Genomic DNA, 17,716 nt, shown 5'->3' on the forward strand with positions numbered 1-17,716 from the left:
TTGAAGCCTGGCTGACCCGGACGCTGAGCCAGGGGTCAGATCGCGTCCGGGTCAGGATCCCGATTTGAGGAGCCGTGCTCCACTGGGGGAAACGAACTGCGGCAGGATCAGCATGGGCCGATCCCGGCCGTTCCGGCCAGCGGCGCGGACCCTGACAGGCGGCGGTCGTCCCGAGCTGGGATGACGCGTAGCGGCTCGTCCGGGTCTTGAACTGTCGCGCCCGACATGACGGAAGCGAGCAGCTCTGCAAGTCCGGAATCGGCTGCCAAAGCCCGTGCCTCGCTCAAGGGCATCCACCGCCTCAGGACCTTCGTTTCGTCTGGCCAGTTGACCAAGGTGCCCCACACGTGCAGTCCGAATACGGTCACCTCGCAGGAGTCCTTCCGGCCGTCGGCAAGGGTGAGGGTGGTGAGGAAGCGCCCGACCGGTGCCGGTGCAAGCCGTCCGGTGACGCCTGCATGCTGGAATGCAGCCCGCTCGGCCGCCCGAAACTCCGTTCTCGTTCCGGAACGGGGGCCGCTGGGGACGGTCCACCGCTTCTCCTGCCGTTGCCGAATCAGCAGGACCTCCATCGTTCCCTCGCCACTCATGCGCCACGGAAGCGCCGCGTACTCGGCTCGGTACGATGCCTCGGCGACGGTCTGACTTGCCAGCCCGGCGGTCATTGCCGCACCACCTGCGCGGCCGTCGAGCCTAAAGTGCGGGCGAAGGAATGGAAGAGGTTCCGAGATGGCTCGACCATCGTCGACAGGCACCAAGGACACCTGTTTGCTGCTCTCGGCAGCGAGCGGTTACATGGAAGGCATATCAGCCGGACATGGGAGGTTCTCATCATACGCTCCATCGATGCGGCGCATCAGGCCGCAGGAGTAGACCGCAATGTATTCGATAATTCCCGGAGCAGGCTTAGGTGCGGGATTCAGGGTGAGGCAACATGCTCCGGGAAGGGATGCGCCCGTTCCCGGTAAGCCTCGACACCCTGATGAAATTCTCCATGCACATGTCGCATATGTAAGCTCACGCTGTGGGCTTTCCGAGGTGACATTATGCCGCCCGTGCTACGGTTGCTATCGCACAACACGTTGGATGTGTTCGCTTGGGTCGCGACCCGGGCGGACCAAGCAACCTCACATCCGGCGTTGCCCTGTGAAAACGGGCAAGGCAATGCCGCGGCGATCGCCACGACGAAAACATCCGGTCGCGTTCGACGCGATTGACGACGGATACGTCGAGCTGCTGCTCGACCTCCTGTGGCCGAGCAGCTTGGGAGCGCTCCTTCACTTCCTGTAATAATGGACCGAGTGACCCGTCGGCAAAGCCACCGGAATGTCTCCGCAGGCGGCCTCGCGGGCCGAAGCCCGCCCGGGTTACTCGCCCTCGCGCCGATCGGAGCAGGCCATTTGGACTGATCCGGCATCGGGACGTGGTGAGAGCGGAGCGCTCTTTCCTAGCCGATCTTCAGTACTGAAGGATCACGGCACCCGGTCGTTCGCGACGATTCCTCCTTCGCCCTCCAGGCGAGCGATCCGCTTCGCCTCCGATTCCGTGAACTTCAGCCGAACGCCAATTCCGCCGCCGTTCTCGTCGATGAACACCGCGCCGAGCTCTTCCAGCGCCGTCTTGAGCGCGTCGATGGTTCTGTCGTCCGGCTTGTCAAGCTTGCGTTCGAAGTCTTGGATGACGGTCTCATCGATGCCGGAACGGATACAGAGTTTCCCGCGGGTGATCTCTACGAGCGCTCTTGCCGCTCGACACTGTGACCCGGTTATCATGCTGTCCTCCTTCGTTTCCTTGTGGCCGGCAGTCTTCTCCCCGCGCTCTCTAGTTGCAATGGAGACGCGGGATCGGCTGGTGACGGTGGCGAGCCATCGGAGGGCTCGCGGTAACGTATCTGCGAGCAATTCCGATGCAGCGTCGAACGCTTTCCTTTGGTCGTGCGCCTAGCAAGAGGTCGCTTGTCCCCAAGCAGGTCGCCGCGCTTCATGACAGCCTCGGTGCCATGTTGCGCCCGCGCGGATCGCGGTGCGGGATCGGTCGGTCCAGCAGCGCCGCCGGCACGACGATTGAATCGATGCACCACGGGCAACGGGACGCCGCTCTCGGAAGGGATCGGTTGCAGGAAAGGCAGACGCGCTTCGACCGGAATATTCTCATGTCACGCTCCATCGTGCGGCGAGATGGCGCCGCGGGAATGAACCGCATTGTCGGGGGTAGTGCCGGAGCAGGGCGTTGCATGCGGGATTGAGGGTTGGACTGCCCGCTCCGGCGAAGGATTCGGCCTGTCCCGACAAGCCTCGAAATCCTGATGAAAGTTTCAGTGCACATGGCGATATTTTACCTGCCTGCCTCTCGAGACTGCGTGCCTTCGCCGGAGGCTTGTTTCGTTCAGATCACCAAGAACGCGATGATCATCATGCTGAGAAGCCCTACGGCCACGATCGTCCTGGTCGTCATATCCATCTCTGCCTCCTTCACTGGTATCGGGCTGCCCTCAGGAGCCTGGCGGCATGCGCCGAGATCCGGGCGTCCTGCGTCGAGGTCTCGATGTTCGAAGGGACGAGGCCTGCGACGACGCGGGGGATGTCGTTTCGCGAGATCCCGATGTCTTCCAGCTGCCGGTCGTCGAGGCGATGGAGCGCCGCGGCCGCCTGGCCGCGATGCCAACGCTGCGCCGCGCGGGAGATGAGATCCGCTACTGTCGCGCGAAAACCCGCGCGAGGGGATGATGCTGGATGGGTTCCTGATCGCTTGAATTCGGACATGATTGCCGCTCCGTTCACAAAGTTGATCGAGCCGCGCGCGCAAGAATGCGAAGGCGGCGTGCATGGCAACGGGTGCGTTCGCGTGAGGAGCGCGCCGTCGCGATATGCTCTGATTGTCTTCTTGGAAGCCCCGAGGCGGCGAACGCGTGCGTTCGAGCCGCTCGGGGCTAGGAGCGGGTCAGGGATGGCGCTAGGAAAGCAAACCAGTTGTTTTCTTGGATGAAGTTCAACATAGCAAATATATAATCAATTCAGAGAGATATTTCAACAGACAAAGGTCGAGTGCGGCCTTGCGTCGCTGCTTGTCTTCGCCTAATTATGTTTGACTTTATTTTTAACTTCGTCATGATGTGGGCCATGACTAGAATTCCTTCATACGGACTTTCCTTCCGTAGGCGGCCCAAAGCAGGCTTGTAGCCCTGGTCCGCGGCGAGCGCCCAGGACCAGGGCTATCCTTTCCATAGATCGAAACATTCCCACCGACGGGGCTCGAGCGTTCAGACGCGGCCCGGGCGGTGGGACATTGGAAGAAGGAATGCCGAAATGGCGACAAGAAGAGGCAACCGCGAGGTCCGCAAGCCGAAGCAACCCAAGGAGAAAAAGGCTCAGGCTGCGTCGACAGTGTCGGCGATCGCCGCGCCGGGACCTGGAGCAAAGCGGCGTTAGCGTTCCGGAACGGGCAGGGCCGCGCGAATGCTGCCCTGCCGCCCCGCCGATGTCTCCGGATCGTGATCCGGGGACATGCCGTCAGTCCGTTCACGCCACGAGCCTCCAGAAGAACGCCGCGCTCATCGCGACGCCGACCGCGATGACTCCCGCTCTCACCATCCACGCAGGTAGGGCCCTTGCGACAGGTGCGCCGAGGTAGCCGCCAAGCGTAGCGGCCGCCATCATCACCACCGCTTGCGGCCAGGCCACGAGGCCAGCTGCCGCGAACGTCGCGACGGAGATCGCCGACACGATGAAGGACAGGCCGTTCTTCAGCCCGTTCATCTGGTTGAGGTCGCGCATTCCCCAGAGCGAAAACAGCGCAAGCAGCATGATCCCGAGACCACCGTTGAAGTAACCGCCGTAGATTGCGACGGCGATGGTTCCGACGTGTCCGGCAGCACCGGCTCCGACGGCATGCTTCTCCATCACGTTCTTGAGGCGGTCGCCGAACGCGAAGACGAACGTGGCCAGCGCCAGAAGGAACGGAACCACGGCCGCAAAGGCTTCGTTGGAAGACACCAGAAGCAGCAGCGATCCGACAAGACCGCCCAAGGCAGTGGCTGCGGTGGCCTTCAACAGGCGGCTCCGGTCGAATGCCCGGATTTCCCTACGAAAGCCCGCCGCCCCGCCAAGATACCCCGGAAAGACGGCGACGGCGCTGGTCGCAGTGGCGGCCACCAGCGGCACGCCCGTGTAGACGAGGGCGGGGAAGGTCAGGAACGTGCCTCCGCCCGCCACCGTGTTCAGCATGCCTGCGAGGAAGGCCGCAACGGCCAGCAGCAGATACTCAGTCATCGTGTGCTTCTCGAGTTCACGACGCTGCCGTCATGCAGCCGAAGGGCCGGGATCGTCGAACCCGTCCGGGGAGACGGCGACGAGCGGTTCACGATCGTAGAACGCGCCGCGGATCAGTCTCAGCGAAGGTTTGCCGGGAGCTTGTCCAATCGAGTGTCTCTCCAGGGCTTCCTTTTCCCGTCGTGCCGCTTCCGGCTGGTAGTGGACCTTCTCGAGCAGAATCCGCTCTTCGATACCGTCGCTGTTCGTGAACACGAAGTGCTCGCCCTCGGCGAGACCGAGAAGCGCCAGCCCGCGCAAGGTGGTGACGGGCAGGAACATCCCGACCGGAGACGTCATCCGGTCGTGCGAGATGATCCTGGTATCGGGATCGCGCCCGTTCACACTGAACGTGACGCGGCTGCTCATGGTGGCGACATCGTCCGGAACGTCGTCGCGGAACATGACGATGGCGGATTCGAGCTTCCGCTTGAGTATCGGCGCGAGCGGATCGTCCTTGCCGAGGCAGCGGTCGCGCATGACCTCGACGATCGTGAAGTCCTTCGTGGTGAGGATGCAGGTTTCTTTTGACATCGTAGTTCTCCATTGCTCCGCCTGGGAGCGGGAAAGTCGGGACGAAGTGGAGAACCCCTGGCCGCGCGGGTGCGGCACAGGGGGCTACGAGCCTGCGATGAGACATCCTCCGTAAAGCGAGAGGCGGCTGAGGGGCACCGACATGGTCATGCCGTCCGAAGTTCCGGCTGCGGCCGTGGCGGTCGTGCGACATCGTTCTGTCCAACGTGCTCGACGGTCAGCCTGTGGACGCGGCCGTCGCGCGACGTCCAGTCGATCGACTGCGAGGCGGACAGGCCGATCAGGGCCGCGCCGATAGGCGTCAGGACCGAGACCTTGCCCATGGCGATATCTGCCTCCCCAGGGAACACAAGCGTGACGGTCCGGTCTTCGCCCGTGTCGGTGGTGAACCGCAGCGTCGAGCCCATGCGGACGACGTCGGCTGCGATGCGCCTGTCCTCAACCACGCGGGCGCGGTCGAGTTCGGCGAGGAGCTGATCGGACATATCCGGATCCCTGGCAGCGCGGGATTCCGCAAGACGCGACAGGCTCAAATGGTCGGAGCGAGTCATCGTGATGGCAGGCTTGCGCCCGCCCGTGGTGGTGGCCATTTCAAAACTCTTTCAAGATTATCCAACCGCGCCGCAACAGGCGGCGAACGGCTGAAGGATTGTATGTGTGGATTGGTTTGTCGCTGTTCCTACATCGCCGCGTTTCGCAGCGCGTGTAGCCCTATGCCCCGCGGCCGGGGCGCGACGCGACCGAGCCGGGGGTTAGGTGCCCGCGATAGGGAATGCCCGTTCAAGCGGGAGGAGGCAACGATCAGTCAACATGCGGGAGAACGTGGGACACCCTAGACATAAAGTCAAGCTGGGCGAATTCCTGCATCGCACAGGACCTGTCAGATGCCCGCCGCTGCCGCGACGGATGCTTGACAAGCATGGCGAGAACGCCCACCTCATCAGGTATGACCAGCGTCTTCCCCATCGGCGGAATTCTCTTCAGGGTGTGCCCCATCGCGGGCAACTAGCCCCCGGTCGGGACGCGTTGCGCCCGGCTGTGGGGCGCAACGCTGGTGGCGGCCGATCGACGCCGCGCAGGCAATCTCTTTTTCTCAAATGATGATCAGGACCGTCGACACGCCTTGGGCGCGGGGCGGTTATCGCACGACGTAGGCCGGAAACGGATCCGTCCCGACAAGCGGCTCAAGCCGCTGATCGCGCCGACGCGCGACAAACCGGACGCGCATCCGCGTCCAGCGATCTCCCCGCGCACTCAGAACAGCGCGCCGAACAGGCGCAGAATTGAAGATTGGACAGTCTCATGAACAACAACGAATGGCCGATCCACGGCAGGATTACGGGACCCCTCGTCATGATCGGGTTCGGCTCGATCGGAAAAGGCATGCTGCACCTGCTGGAGCGCCATTTCGAGTTCGACCGCTCGCGCTTCGTCGTCATCGATCCGAACGACGCGGACCGGGCGCTCCTCGACGCGAATGGCATTCGCTTCGTCCATGCGGCTGTCACCCGCGACGGCTATCGTGACCTCCTGACGCCGCTGCTCACCGAAGGCGGCGGGCAGGGATTCTGCGTGAATGTGTCGGTCGATGTCTCGTCGCGCGCCGTGATGGAGCTCTGTCGCGAGGTCGGGGCGCTCTACATCGATACCGTCGCCGAGCCCTGGGCGGGCTTCTACCTTGACGAAAGCGCCGGGCCGGAAGCACGCACAAACTATGCCCTGCGCGAGATCATCCTCGAGGCGCAGGCGGAAAACCCCGGTGGCCCGACAGCCGTTAACTGCTGCGGCGCAAATCCGGGCCTGGTCTCATGGCTGGTCAAGCAGGCGCTGCTGAACCTCGCGACGGACACGGGCATAGAAGCTCCGGAGCCGAAGACGCGGGATGAGTGGGCCGCGCTTATGCAGCGTGTGGGCGTCAAGGGCATCCATATCGCCGAGCGCGACACCCAGCGTTCCCTTTCCCCGAAGCCGATCGGAACATTCGTCAACACCTGGTCCGTAGAAGGATTCGTCGCCGAAGGCCTGCAGCCGGCCGAACTCGGCTGGGGCACGCACGAGACATGGATGCCGGAGAACGGCCGCAGGCATGAGAAGGGCGCGCGGTCCGCGATCTACCTTTTGCAGCCCGGCGCCGACACGCGCGTCCGTTCCTGGACCCCGACCGCCGGCGCCCAGCACGCTTTTCTCGTCACCCACAACGAGGCGATCACGCTGTCGGACTATTTCACGGTGCGCGACAAGCACGGAACGGCTGCCTATCGCCCGACCTGCCACTACGCCTACCATCCGTGCGACGACGCGGTGCTCTCCCTGCATGAGATGTTCGGCAAGGCCGGAACGCCGCAGAAGACCTTCCACATCCTCGGCGAGGACGAGATCGCCGATGGCGTCGACGAACTTGGCGTGCTGCTCTACGGCCACGGCAAGAACGCCTACTGGTATGGCTCGACGCTTTCCATTGAAGAGGCGCGCGCGCTCGTTCCTCACCACAATGCGACGGGGCTTCAGGTGACTTCCGCGATACTCGCCGGAATGGTGTGGGCGCTCGAAAACCCGTCGGAGGGCATCGTCGAGGTCGAGGAGCTGGACTTCCGTCGCTGCCTGGAGATCCAGACGCCCTACCTCGGGAAAGTCTCGGGGACGTACACCGACTGGACGCCGCTCGAAGGTCGGCCCGGATTCTTCCCGGAAAACATCGACACAGCGGATCCGTGGCAGTTCCGCAACGTGCTCGTCGGCTAACCCGAACTGTGCATCCCGGCCGCTGTTGTCAGAGGGCCGGAGCTGGGTCACTGGCGGCCCGGCGTAACGACTCAGGCGAGATGAGATTGGACAACCCCATCTTCACGGTCGGGCATTCGAACCGAACCATCGACGAATTCATCGACTTGCTGCGCGTCCCCCGCATCGACCTGATCGTGGATGTCCGAAGGCTGCCTGGGTCCCGCACGCATCCTCAGTTCGACAGCGAACGTCTTGCGCAGTCATTGGTCGGAGCCCAGATCGGATACGAGCTCGTCGTTCCGCTGGGCGGAAGACGCGGGAAGGTCGATGTCATTCCCGCCGAAACGAACGGCGTGTGGCGCAATCGCATCTTTCACAACTACGCGGATTACGCGCTCGCCGACGAGTTTACGGCTGGCCTTCATCAGCTCATCACCTTGGGAACGGAGCGCCGATGCGGCATCATGTGCTCAGAGGCTGTCTGGTGGCGATGCCATCGACGCATCATCGCGGACCATCTGCTGACGCATGGCATTGAGGTCCGCCACCTGATCGGCAAGGGCAGGATCGAGCCAGCCACGCCGACTGACGGGGCCGTCATGCACGAAGATGGGTCGGCCACATATCCGGCGAGCTAGTTACGGGGATCGTTTGCCGACCTGCTGCCGAGTTCTAAGAGTCGGACTAGGCGATACAACGCCTTTCCAGCCGCTACCGCATCTATCGTAGCTCCGACTCCTTATCGGCGAGCATTTCGTGGGTCACAACGTCGCCTTAGCGTCTATGGCATGCGATCACCACTTGGCAGTTCGGGATCATGAGCCGATTAGCGACACCTACAAACATCTTTAACCGGATCGGAGTTACCGAATTCGCTATGATCATCATACAAGAATTCTTCGCAGCTTCGATTGAAGCGACTGAACGGCCGACGCTCCCCGGACATTATGTGATCGAAGTGAACCACGGCCGTTGGACCGCTTCCCTGGCTATCCCTTCGACGGAAGGGTTCACCGCGCGTCTGTTATTCGTTCCGGATGAGGGCGAGAAAGAGCGCACCATGGTTCCTTGGGAACGAGTTGCTGCTGAAGCTGGTGATGTGGAGGCAGCGCAAAAAGCGCATGATGCAATGTTGCCGCTTCTAACCGCGTATCAAAGCTGGTTTGACAGAACTCGTATGCGCTGGGAAGTTTTGCGCCTCCAGCGAGAGCAGCAACGAATCCGGGCGAAAAGAGAAGGCCGACAGCCGCCGCCGCCGCTTCGGAAGAGGCCGCCGAAGACCGGCAACGGTCCACTCTGAACCGCGTCTTCGCCATCAATCTCCAATATGGCAGGAGCCGGCGGGAGTGGCGGGAGGACGAAGAATCGCTGATAGATGTGCTGGTCCAACACGGCTGGAGCGATCTCTAACTGAAGGCTCTCTGGAGTGCGCCCCCTGCGGGCGGACAGGATCAGGCGGCGGTTTTGACAGAGTGCCGGGTGTATTGATCCTCGAACTGCTGCGGGCTCAGATATCCTAGCGCCGTGTGTAGCCGGCGCTCGTTGTAGACATCATCAATGAAGCGCGGAAGGTCCGCAGCGATTCAGATCCGACGGCAATCACAACCTAATGCGCGTCGTGTGTCGCGCGAAGGCGAGCGATGGGGCGACACCGTCTACTGTTAGATCTCTGCCAGGCATGCCGGCGAGTTCTCCGGACCTCTGGGTTGTCCTAGGAATAAGATCCTGCCATCTACCTGCAGTGTTCTGAGTTCCGGAGGCCGCATTATGGCACATCATCATCGTTCCGTTCCGTGTCCCGCGCAGGGCGTGGGGAATACTTTCTTGGCTCTCGGGATGGCTGGTGTCGCTGTAGCCGCATCCGCCCATCAAGCAGGCGTGCAGGCGGTCCGCGAGCGCCGTGAGGCGCAGGTCTCGAGCCTCTGGCACGCCAGGCTGATCCGCGCCCGTTCCTCGGCTGCCGAGGCGCTGGCGGTTGCGCGGTCGGCGGTCCACCGGGTACACGATCTCGAAGAGGAAGTGGCCGCATTGCGCAAGGCCGTCGCCAGCCGCGACACGCTCATCAGGAGCCTGTCCGGACATGCGTGACGAAGACGTGGCCGCAGCATTCCTCGTAGCTGGAGACATGGACCACGAGATGCTCGAGATTGTCGACGCAATAGCGAAGCAGCGCCGCGAGGCAGCCCGCCGGAGGGCCATGCGCGAGGCATGGAAGCGCTACCGTGACGGCCGCCTAGCGGAACAGCTCTGCGGCTACTTCCCGGACGGGATCGACCCGTCGACCGGGCAGCCAGTGGAAAAGAAGGAGTGAAGGCTCGCCGCCTCGTGTGACCGGCTTCCGCGTCGTAAACTGCGCGGTCTCATAACGAGCTGTGGGGTGATTCGATGTACCTCCTCTACTGCGACGAAAGCAACATCGACGAAAATGCCGGGGACTTCCTGGTCTACGCCGCGGTGATGATCTCTTCAGATGCCGCGCCGAGCCTTTCAGCGGCAATCGAGAAGATCAGGGACGACGCTGGCATCCCGCGTGACTTTCGGCTGAAGTTCAATCCGCGCCCCGACAACCTGACGCACGAGCAGTTCCGGAACCTGAAGCAGGCGATCATTCAGGCTGCCGTGGCGCATAACGTAGGGCTTCTATCCTATCTGATCCTGCACAATATCTGCAGCAGCATGGACGAGGCGCGCCGGAACGGTATCAACACGGTCTGCTTCCACTTCGACTGCTGCCTCGTGCGCATGAAGTCGCAGGGGCTGGTGCTGCTGGACCGCTTCAACGACCAGAATAACCTCATTGACGGGCACCTGACCGAAAAGTTCTCGGTCGGCCTCAAGGACATGCCCTATTCGAAAGAGTACAGGCTGAAGCATATCCTCGGCCCGCACTACACCGCGGTCGGGCAGTCGCGCTTCACTTCCCTGATCGACATCGTCGTCAGCTCCATGCGCTACGCCATGAACGTCCACACCCGAGGCAACGATGCCCAGCGCGAAAGCGCACTTGCTCTTCTCGCGCTCCTCTCGCCGCTGTTCGTGCGGAACAACGGCAAGGATGAGGTCTCCGAGTTCGGCCTTCTGTTCTCGCCGAAGGTGATCAAGTCCGCCCGCTACCGGGATACATACCAAGGCCTCAAGGACTTCCTCGCCGAAGCCGGATCGCCGTCGCCCAAGAGATCACGGGGGAGCGCACCTACTGACCGGCCGGCCACCGTCAGGCGAACAATTCGTTGGTCCCATGCATCGGCGGCCCGAACCCTCACCCTATCGCAACGGGGAAGAGCGGCGATGGGGAGAAGACACCGGGCGACATAGTCGCCGAGCGCATCAAGCAGCGCGCGAAGCTGCTGAGCATCCACAACGACCATCTTCTTGAGTGCTACGTGCTTGAGCGGGCCGTCTACAGACTCAACGAGGCGTTCGGCGCATCGATGATGCTCGAGGGATCGCTGGTGGCCTTCGTCGCCGATCCCGCGCATGCCCTGTAAGCTCCGGACACGGACACGCATCTGAGGGACCGGTCGAGGACCTGGACCTCGTCATCCCCGATCTGCTGACCCGGACCTACTACGATTCCATGTCGCCGACCGGGCTGCTGGAGGACCACGTCCGGTTCGCCGCCTTCCGCGCCTACGCGTCGTCCCACTCGGGCGGTGGGGTAAAATCAAGCTGCAGGCGATGCTGGGCGCGACGCGGATCAACACGTCAATCGACATCGGCTTCGGCCACGGGACCGTCGAGAACTACTAAGTCCGGACGGTGCCGGCATCTTCAAAGGGCTGCCAGAGGCCAACGGGCTTGTCGACAAGATCAGAGCCGCGCTCGAATTCGGTGCCGACAACACGCGGGTCATGGACCTGTTCGAAATTGAGGCTGCGGTCCATGCCGGCCGCTTCGATGCGGAGGCCGTGCGCCGCGCGCGGGGTGGAGATCGATGAGACCCCGAACTGCTTCACGGCTTCATATACCGTTCGACATCAAGCTACCTGGGAGACTTGGGCGGCGAAGTCCGGGCTCAAGGAGAACCGGACCCGCGCCGAGGTAGCTGCCGCGATCAGGCAGCCCGTCGAGCAGGCCTATAGGCAGGCGCTTCGTCCTGCTCGTTGGGAGCAGAGCCGTCCTTTGCAGCGGTTGGTCGCCTGAGCCAATCCCGATCCGGGAGCGGCACCCCGACGACACCCTTGCATCCCTCGGCCCACCTACCGCAGGCTTCCGGACCCGCAAGCGCGAGGCGCGCAAGCTGGCTCGGGTGCATGGTCAGCAATGCCACAGCGACGTGCTCCTCGAGTTTCGACGCGTCGAAACTGTCGCGCGTCGCGCGGTGGCCCGTGGCGTAGGCGTGGACGATGTGCCCGGCGCTCGCCTTCGGGAACTCCGGAACGACGGAGGGAGCGGCCGCGAGTTGCTGGCGCAGTTCGGTGGCCTGCCTGTCGATCACGTCCTCAGCGATGGCCGGCGGCGGCATCGGAGTCCCGGGCGAGCCGAGGCCGATCATGCGCGCGATGTCGGCGAGCACGTCGAACGGCAGCTTTACCCCGGCCAGCAAAGCCCCGGCGATGCCCGCGAGTATTCGTCTGATCATGGTGTCCTTCTCCACATTTCGGAAGACATGGTCCAGCCGGCGGCGGCATTGGACAACGGACTTGAAATTAACGTTAAGACTTTTCCAGCGTCTCAAGCGATAATAACCCGGTCCGTCCCAGAAATAGGGTAAACGACTGATCCGGCTCTGAAAAACCTGAACGAAAGGTGTTGCAAAAATCCGCTGACAGACTCACCCTTTTCTCATGCCCGGCCACGAGGAGCCGGAGAGAAGGGGGATCGATGAGTTCCAGGTACCTACCTGCAGACGGCAAAGAGAGGCGCGCCGCTTGGCGCAAGGCACGGGCGGTGTGCAGCCTGACGGACGCGAAAATCGCAGACCTGATGGAGAGATCGGAAGCGCTGATCCGGCATTACAGGTGCGCGTCGGGTACGTGCCCGCCGTGGAAGGCGATCAGCATCCTCGATGAGTACAACCTGCAGGTCGCGATGAAGACGATCGCCGACAGGTTCGGCGAGGAGGCGGTTGTTCGCGTGAAGGAGGCCGCATGACCTTGCGCGTCTTCTCCACATTCTCCGGGATCTCCGCGGCCTCGGTGGCGTGGAAGCCCTTCGGCTTCGACTTCGTCGGCTACTGCGAGCCGGAGCCGCTGCCCTGCCACGTGCTGAACGCCCGGTGCGATGCGACGGCTCCCGTGTACCTGCCGGAAGGCTACCGGGCGGCGAACTACAAGCACATCAAGGGCGGCTCTGTCCCTAACTGGGGCGACGTGACCCAGATCACCGACAAGGACCTGCTCTCGATGGGTCAGGTCGACGTGCTGGAGGGTGGCAGCCCGTGCCAGGATTTCAGCATCGCCGGGCTTCGCAAGGGGCTCAACGGCGACCGCGGGAACCTGACGCTGGCATTCGTACAGCTCGCGTTGCGCATGAAGAAACTGAACGGACTGCGGTTCGTCGTTTGGGAGAATGTCTACCATGTCCTCACTGACAGAACGAACGCCTTCGGCAAATTCCTGGCAGCGCTTGTCGGAGGACCCGAGTGTGGTCTGGTCTCTTCAGGGGACGGCTGGCGAGGAGGGTGGACAGGTGCAGGTCATGTTATTGGACCTGCAGGACAAGCAGCGTGGCGCGTACTGGACGCGCAGGGTTGGGGAGTTCCACAGCGCCGCCGTCGCATCTTCGCTGTCTGCCGTTTTGGAGACGAGCCCGTCTGTCCAGGCGAGGTACTCTTTGAGCCGGACCGCCAAGGATGGGGTGCTGCGGCGGGCGGAGAACCGAAACAAGAAGCTCCCGGCGCTTCTGGAGGAAGCGCTCAGGGAGTAGCTCCGATCGCGTTCTGCGACGATTACGATCCGAAGGCATCTTTCAATCTTGCGTACACTCTGCTGGCCGGGTCGCCCACCGGAGGTGGCCATAAGCAGTGCGTCGCGTACTACGACAGGCAGAAAAGCGACCAGTACGGCGAGGCCGGCATCGCCTCGACCTTGCGGGCGTGCGGAAGCGCCGCATACGAAACTGACCTCGTGGTTTATCCGGCGGTGACCGGCACCCTGTGTGCGTCCGGTGCCGGCCTTGCGCGGGCAGCCGGCCAGGGCAACGAGACGGATCTCTGCATCGTCCTGAGGTCTGCGGCAAACTCGAACCGAAAATGGATCGTCCGCCGGCTCACGCCTCTGGAATGCGAGAGATTACAAGGGTTCCCCGACGGCTGGAGCGATGTGCCGTACAAGGGCAAGGAATCCCCTGAGGACGGCCCCCGCTACAAGGCGCTTGGGAACAGCATGGCGGTGCCCTGCATGGCCTACATCGGCCGAGAGTTGCAGCAGCGGGTGACGCAGGCGCAATGGGATTGGGAAGAGAGCTGGAGGGAAGCAGCGTGATGGAAACCACAACGCTCAGAAACGTCGCCCTTGCGCCCACCCCTTGGACCAAGGGGCAAGGTGCCTTTTCACTGGCGATGCGCCAGTGCGCCGACTACCGGGTGCACAGGGAGGCTGTCATCAAGTCAGGAGCAAAGCGGAGCCCGGCACTCCCCATGTCGCTGCTCACGGCGGCGCGCGCGAGCGGCATGCGGCCCGACCAAATTGCGCATGCTACCGGGGTGGGTCCGCAGACTGTGCGGCTCGCGCTCCAGCGCAACGGACTCGACGGCCCCGTGCCGGCACAGGCGCGGCTTGCTTCGGACACGCCGGCGCTTCCCATCGCGATCACGGCAGCGCCCCGGACGATCCAGCCACGTCGGCGCGACCAGGTCCGCTCCAACGTACCTGCGGAGGAGCGCCAGCGTCTGCGGGACGAGTACTACGCCGTGTCTGAGAAGCTTCGCGCGTACGGCATGTCTTTCACGCAGATCGCCGCGCTGTCAGGCCGCGCCGTTCAGTCGGTCCACCAATGGCGGGTGCGCAAGCCCGGGCCGTATCCGGCGCCGACGCAGGAGATCGTCGACGATCTGTGGGTGGCTGCCCGGGAGCACGAGGAGGTGCTCGCCAAAGTAGAGTCTCTACTGGAAAAGCTTAGATAGACCCCATGGCCCAGGAGATCGCGAAAGAAGTCCGCGCGCGAATGATGTCAGCTGTCCGCGGCAAGGACACGAAACCCGAACTTGCCGTGAGGCGGGGCCTTCATGCCCTCGGCTTCCGATACTCCCTGGCCGCATGACCAGACGGTAGTGCAGGCCAGTCGGTTTGCCCCGCAGGTGGTACTTCTCGAGGCGGCCGAGATGGTCTTCCCATTCTTCGTCTTTCTTGGCGACGAGTTCGGGATAGGTCAGCTGCAGGCGGACGTATTCGAGGTAGCTGGCGAACGTGCTCCGTGTGAGACCCTTCACGTTCTCGAACATGAAGGCCTTCGGCCGTAGCTCGCGGACGGCGCGAACGGCTTCCGGAAACATGTCTCGAGCGTCGTCCTTGCCGCGATGCTTGCCGCCGAGGCTGAAGGGTTGGCAAGGCGGGCCGCCTGAGACGAGATCCACGCCATCGGAAATCTGGGAGTAGTCGAAATCCCGCACGTCGCCGTGCGTCAGGGGCCAGTGAGCGACGTGCTCGAGGTCTCGGGTCGCGTTCTCACGGATCGTATCGGCGCACCAGCGGTCCCACTCGACCACCGCCTCGGGCTTGAATCCAGCCCGTGACGCGCCAATTCCCAGCCCGCCGGCCCCAGCGAACAACTCCACAGAACGCATTGCCTCTCCCCTGGCGCAACGAATCCTTTTCGAATCCTTTGCGGCTCGCGAGAGTCAGAACATTCCGTGATCAGACAGTCAAGAAAAACGGGAGCGAATCCTTGCGGCGGGCTGACGCTACAAGGATTCGAGTGGGCCGGCGCGACTCCGACTTCCTCAGGTCCAGCTTCCGGGCCTCGAGCCACAGGCGCATGTTATCCCGGCGGCCGATGTCGCCGTCCGGAACTTCGAGCGTCGCGTCGAAGCAGGACTTGTCCGAGGCTGTCAGTTCCAGCGCCTCGCGAGGGGCCGGGTCGCGGAAGCTACCTCCAGAGCTCGCGCAGCCCGTCCGCGTCAGGACCGATAATGCACTCGCCGTCAGCCATCCCAGCGATGTAATCCTCATGTTCCTTGAACCCCCTGCCGGGCATGATGTCTTTGGTTTCACCGTAACTGGCCGTCCACACGCCGATGATATCTTGATAGGCCACGAGGCGCAGGCCTTCCCCGCCAGCGATGGCGGCGAGGAAATTGGTCATTCCGACAGCCCCCGCTGGGCGACGATGCGCGCGATGAAAGCGCCTGCTGTCGTCACGCACGACAGCGCGGCGAACGTCCCGGTGCCGACAGACAGGAGCCCGTCGAGGAATGGCAGCGCGACTTCGAGACCCGACAAGACGGCGGCGAGCGCCATCAGGCGGATCGACCAGGCTTTCCAGAGGATGTCGCGCCACTGCTGATGCAAGCGCATGGCGGCCACGGCGGCTCTCCGTTAGAAGGCCTCATGGTCGAGCGCCGGCTCGAAAGGGAAAAGGATCCGGGGATGGAGGTGAACGAGTTTCTGAAGCTGCGAACCGCCTTCATCCGGCGGCACTACGACGTGGGAGCGTCACCGTTCTGGGAGATCATCCGTAAGATTGAGGCGGAGGAGGAACCTTACGAGCCTCCCTACAGCGAAGACGGCGGCGAGCCTGCCTTCATGTCGGAATGGACGGATGCCAGAACGTCGCTCGATGTACTCGGCGCGACCTGCGTCTCCATACTCTCTGACACGCTCAAGCTCTACTTCATGACGTGGGAGCGACAGCTGGGGATCGAGTGCCAGAAGCATCTGCCCAAGGAATTCAAGAAGGGCTTCGTCAACGGCTACAAGGCCTGCTACGGGCAGCTTCTGAAGACCGACTGGTCCGACTGCCCGGCGGACTGGGATATCATCGAACAGGTCGTGCTGGCACGGAACGACGCGAACCATGCCAAGAGCATCGACGACATGCGGCTGGAGCACAGCTCGAACGTCCGGGAGAAGCATCCGCTTCCGCTTTTCCTGAGCGAAGACGAGCGGCGGGTTCTCGAGACGGATCAAGCGGAGGACTATGCCTGGTTCAGCCTGTCTCTCGTCGTTACGCGCGACAACCTCTTGGCAGCCATCGAGCAGGTCGAGGGGCTGGCCGCCTGGATGGAAGACCAGATGTTCGAGGTGAAGTACGGGCACCGCTGATCAGGCGGCCAGCGCTTCCGCGTAGAGCGGGTCGTCACCCACGGCGCGATGCCGACCGTCCGCCACGAGGCAGACCAGCGTCCGGTGATCGTTGTGATGCTGGATGACGTGGCCGTGCGCCGCCGTCATCGGGCCAGCGCAGGGTTTAGTCCAGGGCGCAGCGTTGATGCCAGACCCGATGCGAGGCAGCCGTCCGGAAGGCGGGCCGAGGCCGCGCCAGGCGCCCCGCAAGGGCTGCCCATGCCTGCCTGCATGCCACGGTGATGGGTGTGCCGGCGGCGGGCGCGCTATGGGCGCAGCCGAGCTGAGGAGGCTATGGCCGCCGGCTTGGCAGGGTCCGGGGGACGGGTGCCTGCGAAAGAAAAGTCCGGGTCATCGCTGGCCCGGGCGCAATTGCTGATCGTGATGAAGAAGATCGCTTCGTGGTTCGCAGGGGACAAGCCCCCCGCAATCCGCCGGCAGGCCTAACCGTCGACGAGGGCGCGGTCCGCACGGCTGAGGCGGTTCACATGCCGAACGCTGTACTGCGGCCGGCTGCTCTCGTTGTGCGCGATCCGGCATTCGCCGTCGTCCAGCTCCTGGATGCGGGTGTCGGCTGCGGATCGGGTCTCATAGACTTCGGGCTTGCCGCAGGGGTCAAGCATCAGGCCCGTCGCCGACGACGGACCGAAGAACTCGCGCTGCTCGATGATCGTAAACATGTCCTGCTCCTTTCAGGCCGCCTTGCGGCGGATTACGTCGAACCCGGTTTTCCGGATGCGGTCTATTGCCTGCCCGACCAATTCGGCCTCCATCGCCTCCAGGACTTCCTGAGGGGGCTGGAGCCGGCTGGCGGGCGATGCGTAGGCGCGCATCGTGCCGTGGCCCCTGCCGAGCAGGCGGGCGAGGTCGTCGAGGGGAAGCCGCAGCTCCCCCCTGAGTTCGTTGAAGCGCGCTTTCGCGTCCATG

The 17,716-nt window shown here is 63.3% G+C and carries 24 protein-coding genes and 1 pseudogene; 11 read left to right on the forward strand and 14 right to left on the reverse strand.

Going from position 1 to position 17,716, the window contains the following annotated elements; all coding sequences use genetic code 11:
• Window positions 1–107 precede the first annotated feature (107 nt).
• From IAI54_RS01515 to rnk, 6 genes are all read right to left on the reverse strand, one after another.
• Window positions 108–665, reverse strand: coding sequence for an NUDIX hydrolase (locus IAI54_RS01515; RefSeq protein ID WP_187970683.1), 558 nt, complete (start codon window positions 663–665; stop codon window positions 108–110).
• 807 nt (window positions 666–1,472) lie between these two features.
• Window positions 1,473–1,772, reverse strand: a complete 300-nt coding sequence (locus IAI54_RS01520; protein WP_187970684.1) for an XRE family transcriptional regulator — start codon at window positions 1,770–1,772, stop codon at window positions 1,473–1,475.
• 699 nt (window positions 1,773–2,471) lie between these two features.
• Entirely contained in the window at window positions 2,472–2,762 is a 291-nt protein-coding gene (locus tag IAI54_RS01525) for a DUF1127 domain-containing protein (protein ID WP_187970685.1), read from the reverse strand.
• A gap of 756 nt (window positions 2,763–3,518) precedes the next feature.
• Window positions 3,519–4,268, reverse strand: coding sequence for a sulfite exporter TauE/SafE family protein (locus IAI54_RS01530; RefSeq protein WP_187970686.1), 750 nt, complete (start codon window positions 4,266–4,268; stop codon window positions 3,519–3,521).
• A gap of 30 nt (window positions 4,269–4,298) precedes the next feature.
• On the reverse strand, window positions 4,299–4,841 hold the full coding sequence (locus IAI54_RS01535; protein ID WP_187970687.1) for a GreA/GreB family elongation factor: 543 nt from the start codon (window positions 4,839–4,841) through the stop codon (window positions 4,299–4,301).
• Window positions 4,842–4,987: 146 nt separating this feature from the next.
• Window positions 4,988–5,431: a nucleoside diphosphate kinase regulator gene (rnk, locus tag IAI54_RS01540; protein WP_187970688.1), complete on the reverse strand. Its 444-nt coding sequence runs from the start codon at window positions 5,429–5,431 to the stop codon at window positions 4,988–4,990.
• Window positions 5,432–6,143: 712 nt separating this feature from the next.
• Here rnk and IAI54_RS01545 point away from each other — a divergent pair.
• The 6 genes from IAI54_RS01545 to IAI54_RS01570 all read left to right on the forward strand — a co-directional run bounded on the left by IAI54_RS01545 (window position 6,144) and on the right by IAI54_RS01570 (window position 10,880).
• Window positions 6,144–7,583 (forward strand): homospermidine synthase, encoded by a 1,440-nt coding sequence (locus tag IAI54_RS01545; RefSeq protein WP_187970689.1) that lies wholly within the window; start codon window positions 6,144–6,146, stop codon window positions 7,581–7,583.
• Window positions 7,584–7,669: 86 nt separating this feature from the next.
• Window positions 7,670–8,203: a DUF488 domain-containing protein gene (locus tag IAI54_RS01550; protein ID WP_187970690.1), complete on the forward strand. Its 534-nt coding sequence runs from the start codon at window positions 7,670–7,672 to the stop codon at window positions 8,201–8,203.
• A 179-nt stretch (window positions 8,204–8,382) separates the two neighbouring features.
• Window positions 8,383–8,865, forward strand: coding sequence for a hypothetical protein (locus IAI54_RS01555; RefSeq protein ID WP_187970691.1), 483 nt, complete (start codon window positions 8,383–8,385; stop codon window positions 8,863–8,865).
• 524 nt (window positions 8,866–9,389) lie between these two features.
• Window positions 9,390–9,653 carry a hypothetical protein gene (locus IAI54_RS01560; protein WP_187970692.1) on the forward strand — a complete coding sequence of 88 codons (264 nt, stop codon included), beginning with the start codon at window positions 9,390–9,392 and terminating at the stop codon, window positions 9,651–9,653.
• Complete coding sequence (locus IAI54_RS01565) at window positions 9,646–9,876, forward strand: hypothetical protein (protein ID WP_187970693.1); 231 nt, start codon at window positions 9,646–9,648, stop codon at window positions 9,874–9,876. The genes IAI54_RS01560 and IAI54_RS01565 overlap by 8 nt, the downstream gene beginning before the upstream one ends.
• 74 nt (window positions 9,877–9,950) lie before the next feature.
• Window positions 9,951–10,880: a DUF3800 domain-containing protein gene (locus IAI54_RS01570; protein WP_187970694.1), complete on the forward strand. Its 930-nt coding sequence runs from the start codon at window positions 9,951–9,953 to the stop codon at window positions 10,878–10,880.
• 431 nt (window positions 10,881–11,311) lie between these two features.
• Here the strand turns inward: IAI54_RS01570 and IAI54_RS01575 are convergent, their stop codons facing one another.
• Window positions 11,312–11,521 carry a hypothetical protein gene (locus IAI54_RS01575; RefSeq protein ID WP_187970695.1) on the reverse strand — a complete coding sequence of 70 codons (210 nt, stop codon included), beginning with the start codon at window positions 11,519–11,521 and terminating at the stop codon, window positions 11,312–11,314.
• 98 nt (window positions 11,522–11,619) lie between these two features.
• Window positions 11,620–12,243 (reverse strand): hypothetical protein, encoded by a 624-nt coding sequence (locus IAI54_RS01580; RefSeq protein ID WP_187970696.1) that lies wholly within the window; start codon window positions 12,241–12,243, stop codon window positions 11,620–11,622.
• A gap of 146 nt (window positions 12,244–12,389) precedes the next feature.
• Here IAI54_RS01580 and IAI54_RS01585 point away from each other — a divergent pair, with 146 nt between their 5' ends.
• The 4 genes from IAI54_RS01585 to IAI54_RS28860 are packed head-to-tail and all read left to right on the forward strand — an operon-like array spanning window position 12,390 to window position 14,768.
• Entirely contained in the window at window positions 12,390–12,659 is a 270-nt protein-coding gene (locus IAI54_RS01585) for a hypothetical protein (protein ID WP_187970697.1), read from the forward strand.
• Entirely contained in the window at window positions 12,656–13,990 is a 1,335-nt protein-coding gene (locus IAI54_RS28870) for a DNA cytosine methyltransferase (protein WP_235679219.1), read from the forward strand. The genes IAI54_RS01585 and IAI54_RS28870 overlap by 4 nt, the downstream gene beginning before the upstream one ends.
• Entirely contained in the window at window positions 13,990–14,631 is a 642-nt protein-coding gene (locus IAI54_RS01595; RefSeq protein ID WP_187970698.1) for a hypothetical protein, read from the forward strand. Before IAI54_RS28870 ends, IAI54_RS01595 begins: the two co-directional genes overlap by 1 nt.
• Before the next feature lie 44 nt (window positions 14,632–14,675).
• The gene (locus IAI54_RS28860) at window positions 14,676–14,768 is read left to right on the forward strand and encodes a very short patch repair endonuclease (RefSeq protein WP_235679359.1); all 93 of its coding nucleotides are present in this window, start codon (window positions 14,676–14,678) and stop codon (window positions 14,766–14,768) included.
• A 193-nt stretch (window positions 14,769–14,961) separates the two neighbouring features.
• Here the strand turns inward: IAI54_RS28860 and IAI54_RS28875 are convergent.
• From IAI54_RS28875 to IAI54_RS01610, 3 genes and pseudogenes are all read right to left on the reverse strand, one after another.
• Window positions 14,962–15,291, reverse strand: a pseudogene (locus IAI54_RS28875) (DNA cytosine methyltransferase); the annotation flags it as partial.
• Window positions 15,292–15,593: 302 nt separating this feature from the next.
• Entirely contained in the window at window positions 15,594–15,809 is a 216-nt protein-coding gene (locus IAI54_RS28785; protein WP_210321199.1) for a glycoside hydrolase family protein, read from the reverse strand.
• On the reverse strand, window positions 15,806–16,021 hold the full coding sequence (locus tag IAI54_RS01610) for a DUF7940 domain-containing protein (RefSeq protein WP_187972970.1): 216 nt from the start codon (window positions 16,019–16,021) through the stop codon (window positions 15,806–15,808). Before IAI54_RS01610 ends, IAI54_RS28785 begins: the two co-directional genes overlap by 4 nt.
• A gap of 33 nt (window positions 16,022–16,054) precedes the next feature.
• Between IAI54_RS01610 and IAI54_RS01615 the strand changes: the two genes are divergently transcribed.
• Window positions 16,055–16,768, forward strand: coding sequence for a hypothetical protein (locus IAI54_RS01615; protein WP_187970700.1), 714 nt, complete (start codon window positions 16,055–16,057; stop codon window positions 16,766–16,768).
• Here the strand turns inward: IAI54_RS01615 and IAI54_RS29090 are convergent, their stop codons facing one another.
• The 3 genes from IAI54_RS29090 to IAI54_RS01625 all read right to left on the reverse strand — a co-directional run bounded on the left by IAI54_RS29090 (window position 16,769) and on the right by IAI54_RS01625 (window position 17,715).
• Window positions 16,769–16,897: a hypothetical protein gene (locus IAI54_RS29090; RefSeq protein ID WP_275403598.1), complete on the reverse strand. Its 129-nt coding sequence runs from the start codon at window positions 16,895–16,897 to the stop codon at window positions 16,769–16,771. It lies immediately after the preceding gene.
• A 335-nt stretch (window positions 16,898–17,232) separates the two neighbouring features.
• A complete protein-coding gene (locus IAI54_RS01620; RefSeq protein ID WP_187970701.1) occupies window positions 17,233–17,469 on the reverse strand; it encodes a hypothetical protein in 237 nt (78 codons plus the stop codon).
• A 12-nt stretch (window positions 17,470–17,481) separates the two neighbouring features.
• Window positions 17,482–17,715 (reverse strand): hypothetical protein, encoded by a 234-nt coding sequence (locus IAI54_RS01625; protein WP_187970702.1) that lies wholly within the window; start codon window positions 17,713–17,715, stop codon window positions 17,482–17,484.
• Window position 17,716: the final 1 nt, after the last annotated feature.

The organism is Aquibium microcysteis, from assembly GCF_014495845.1.
GTDB classification, from domain to species: Bacteria; Pseudomonadota; Alphaproteobacteria; order Rhizobiales; family Rhizobiaceae; genus Aquibium; species Aquibium microcysteis.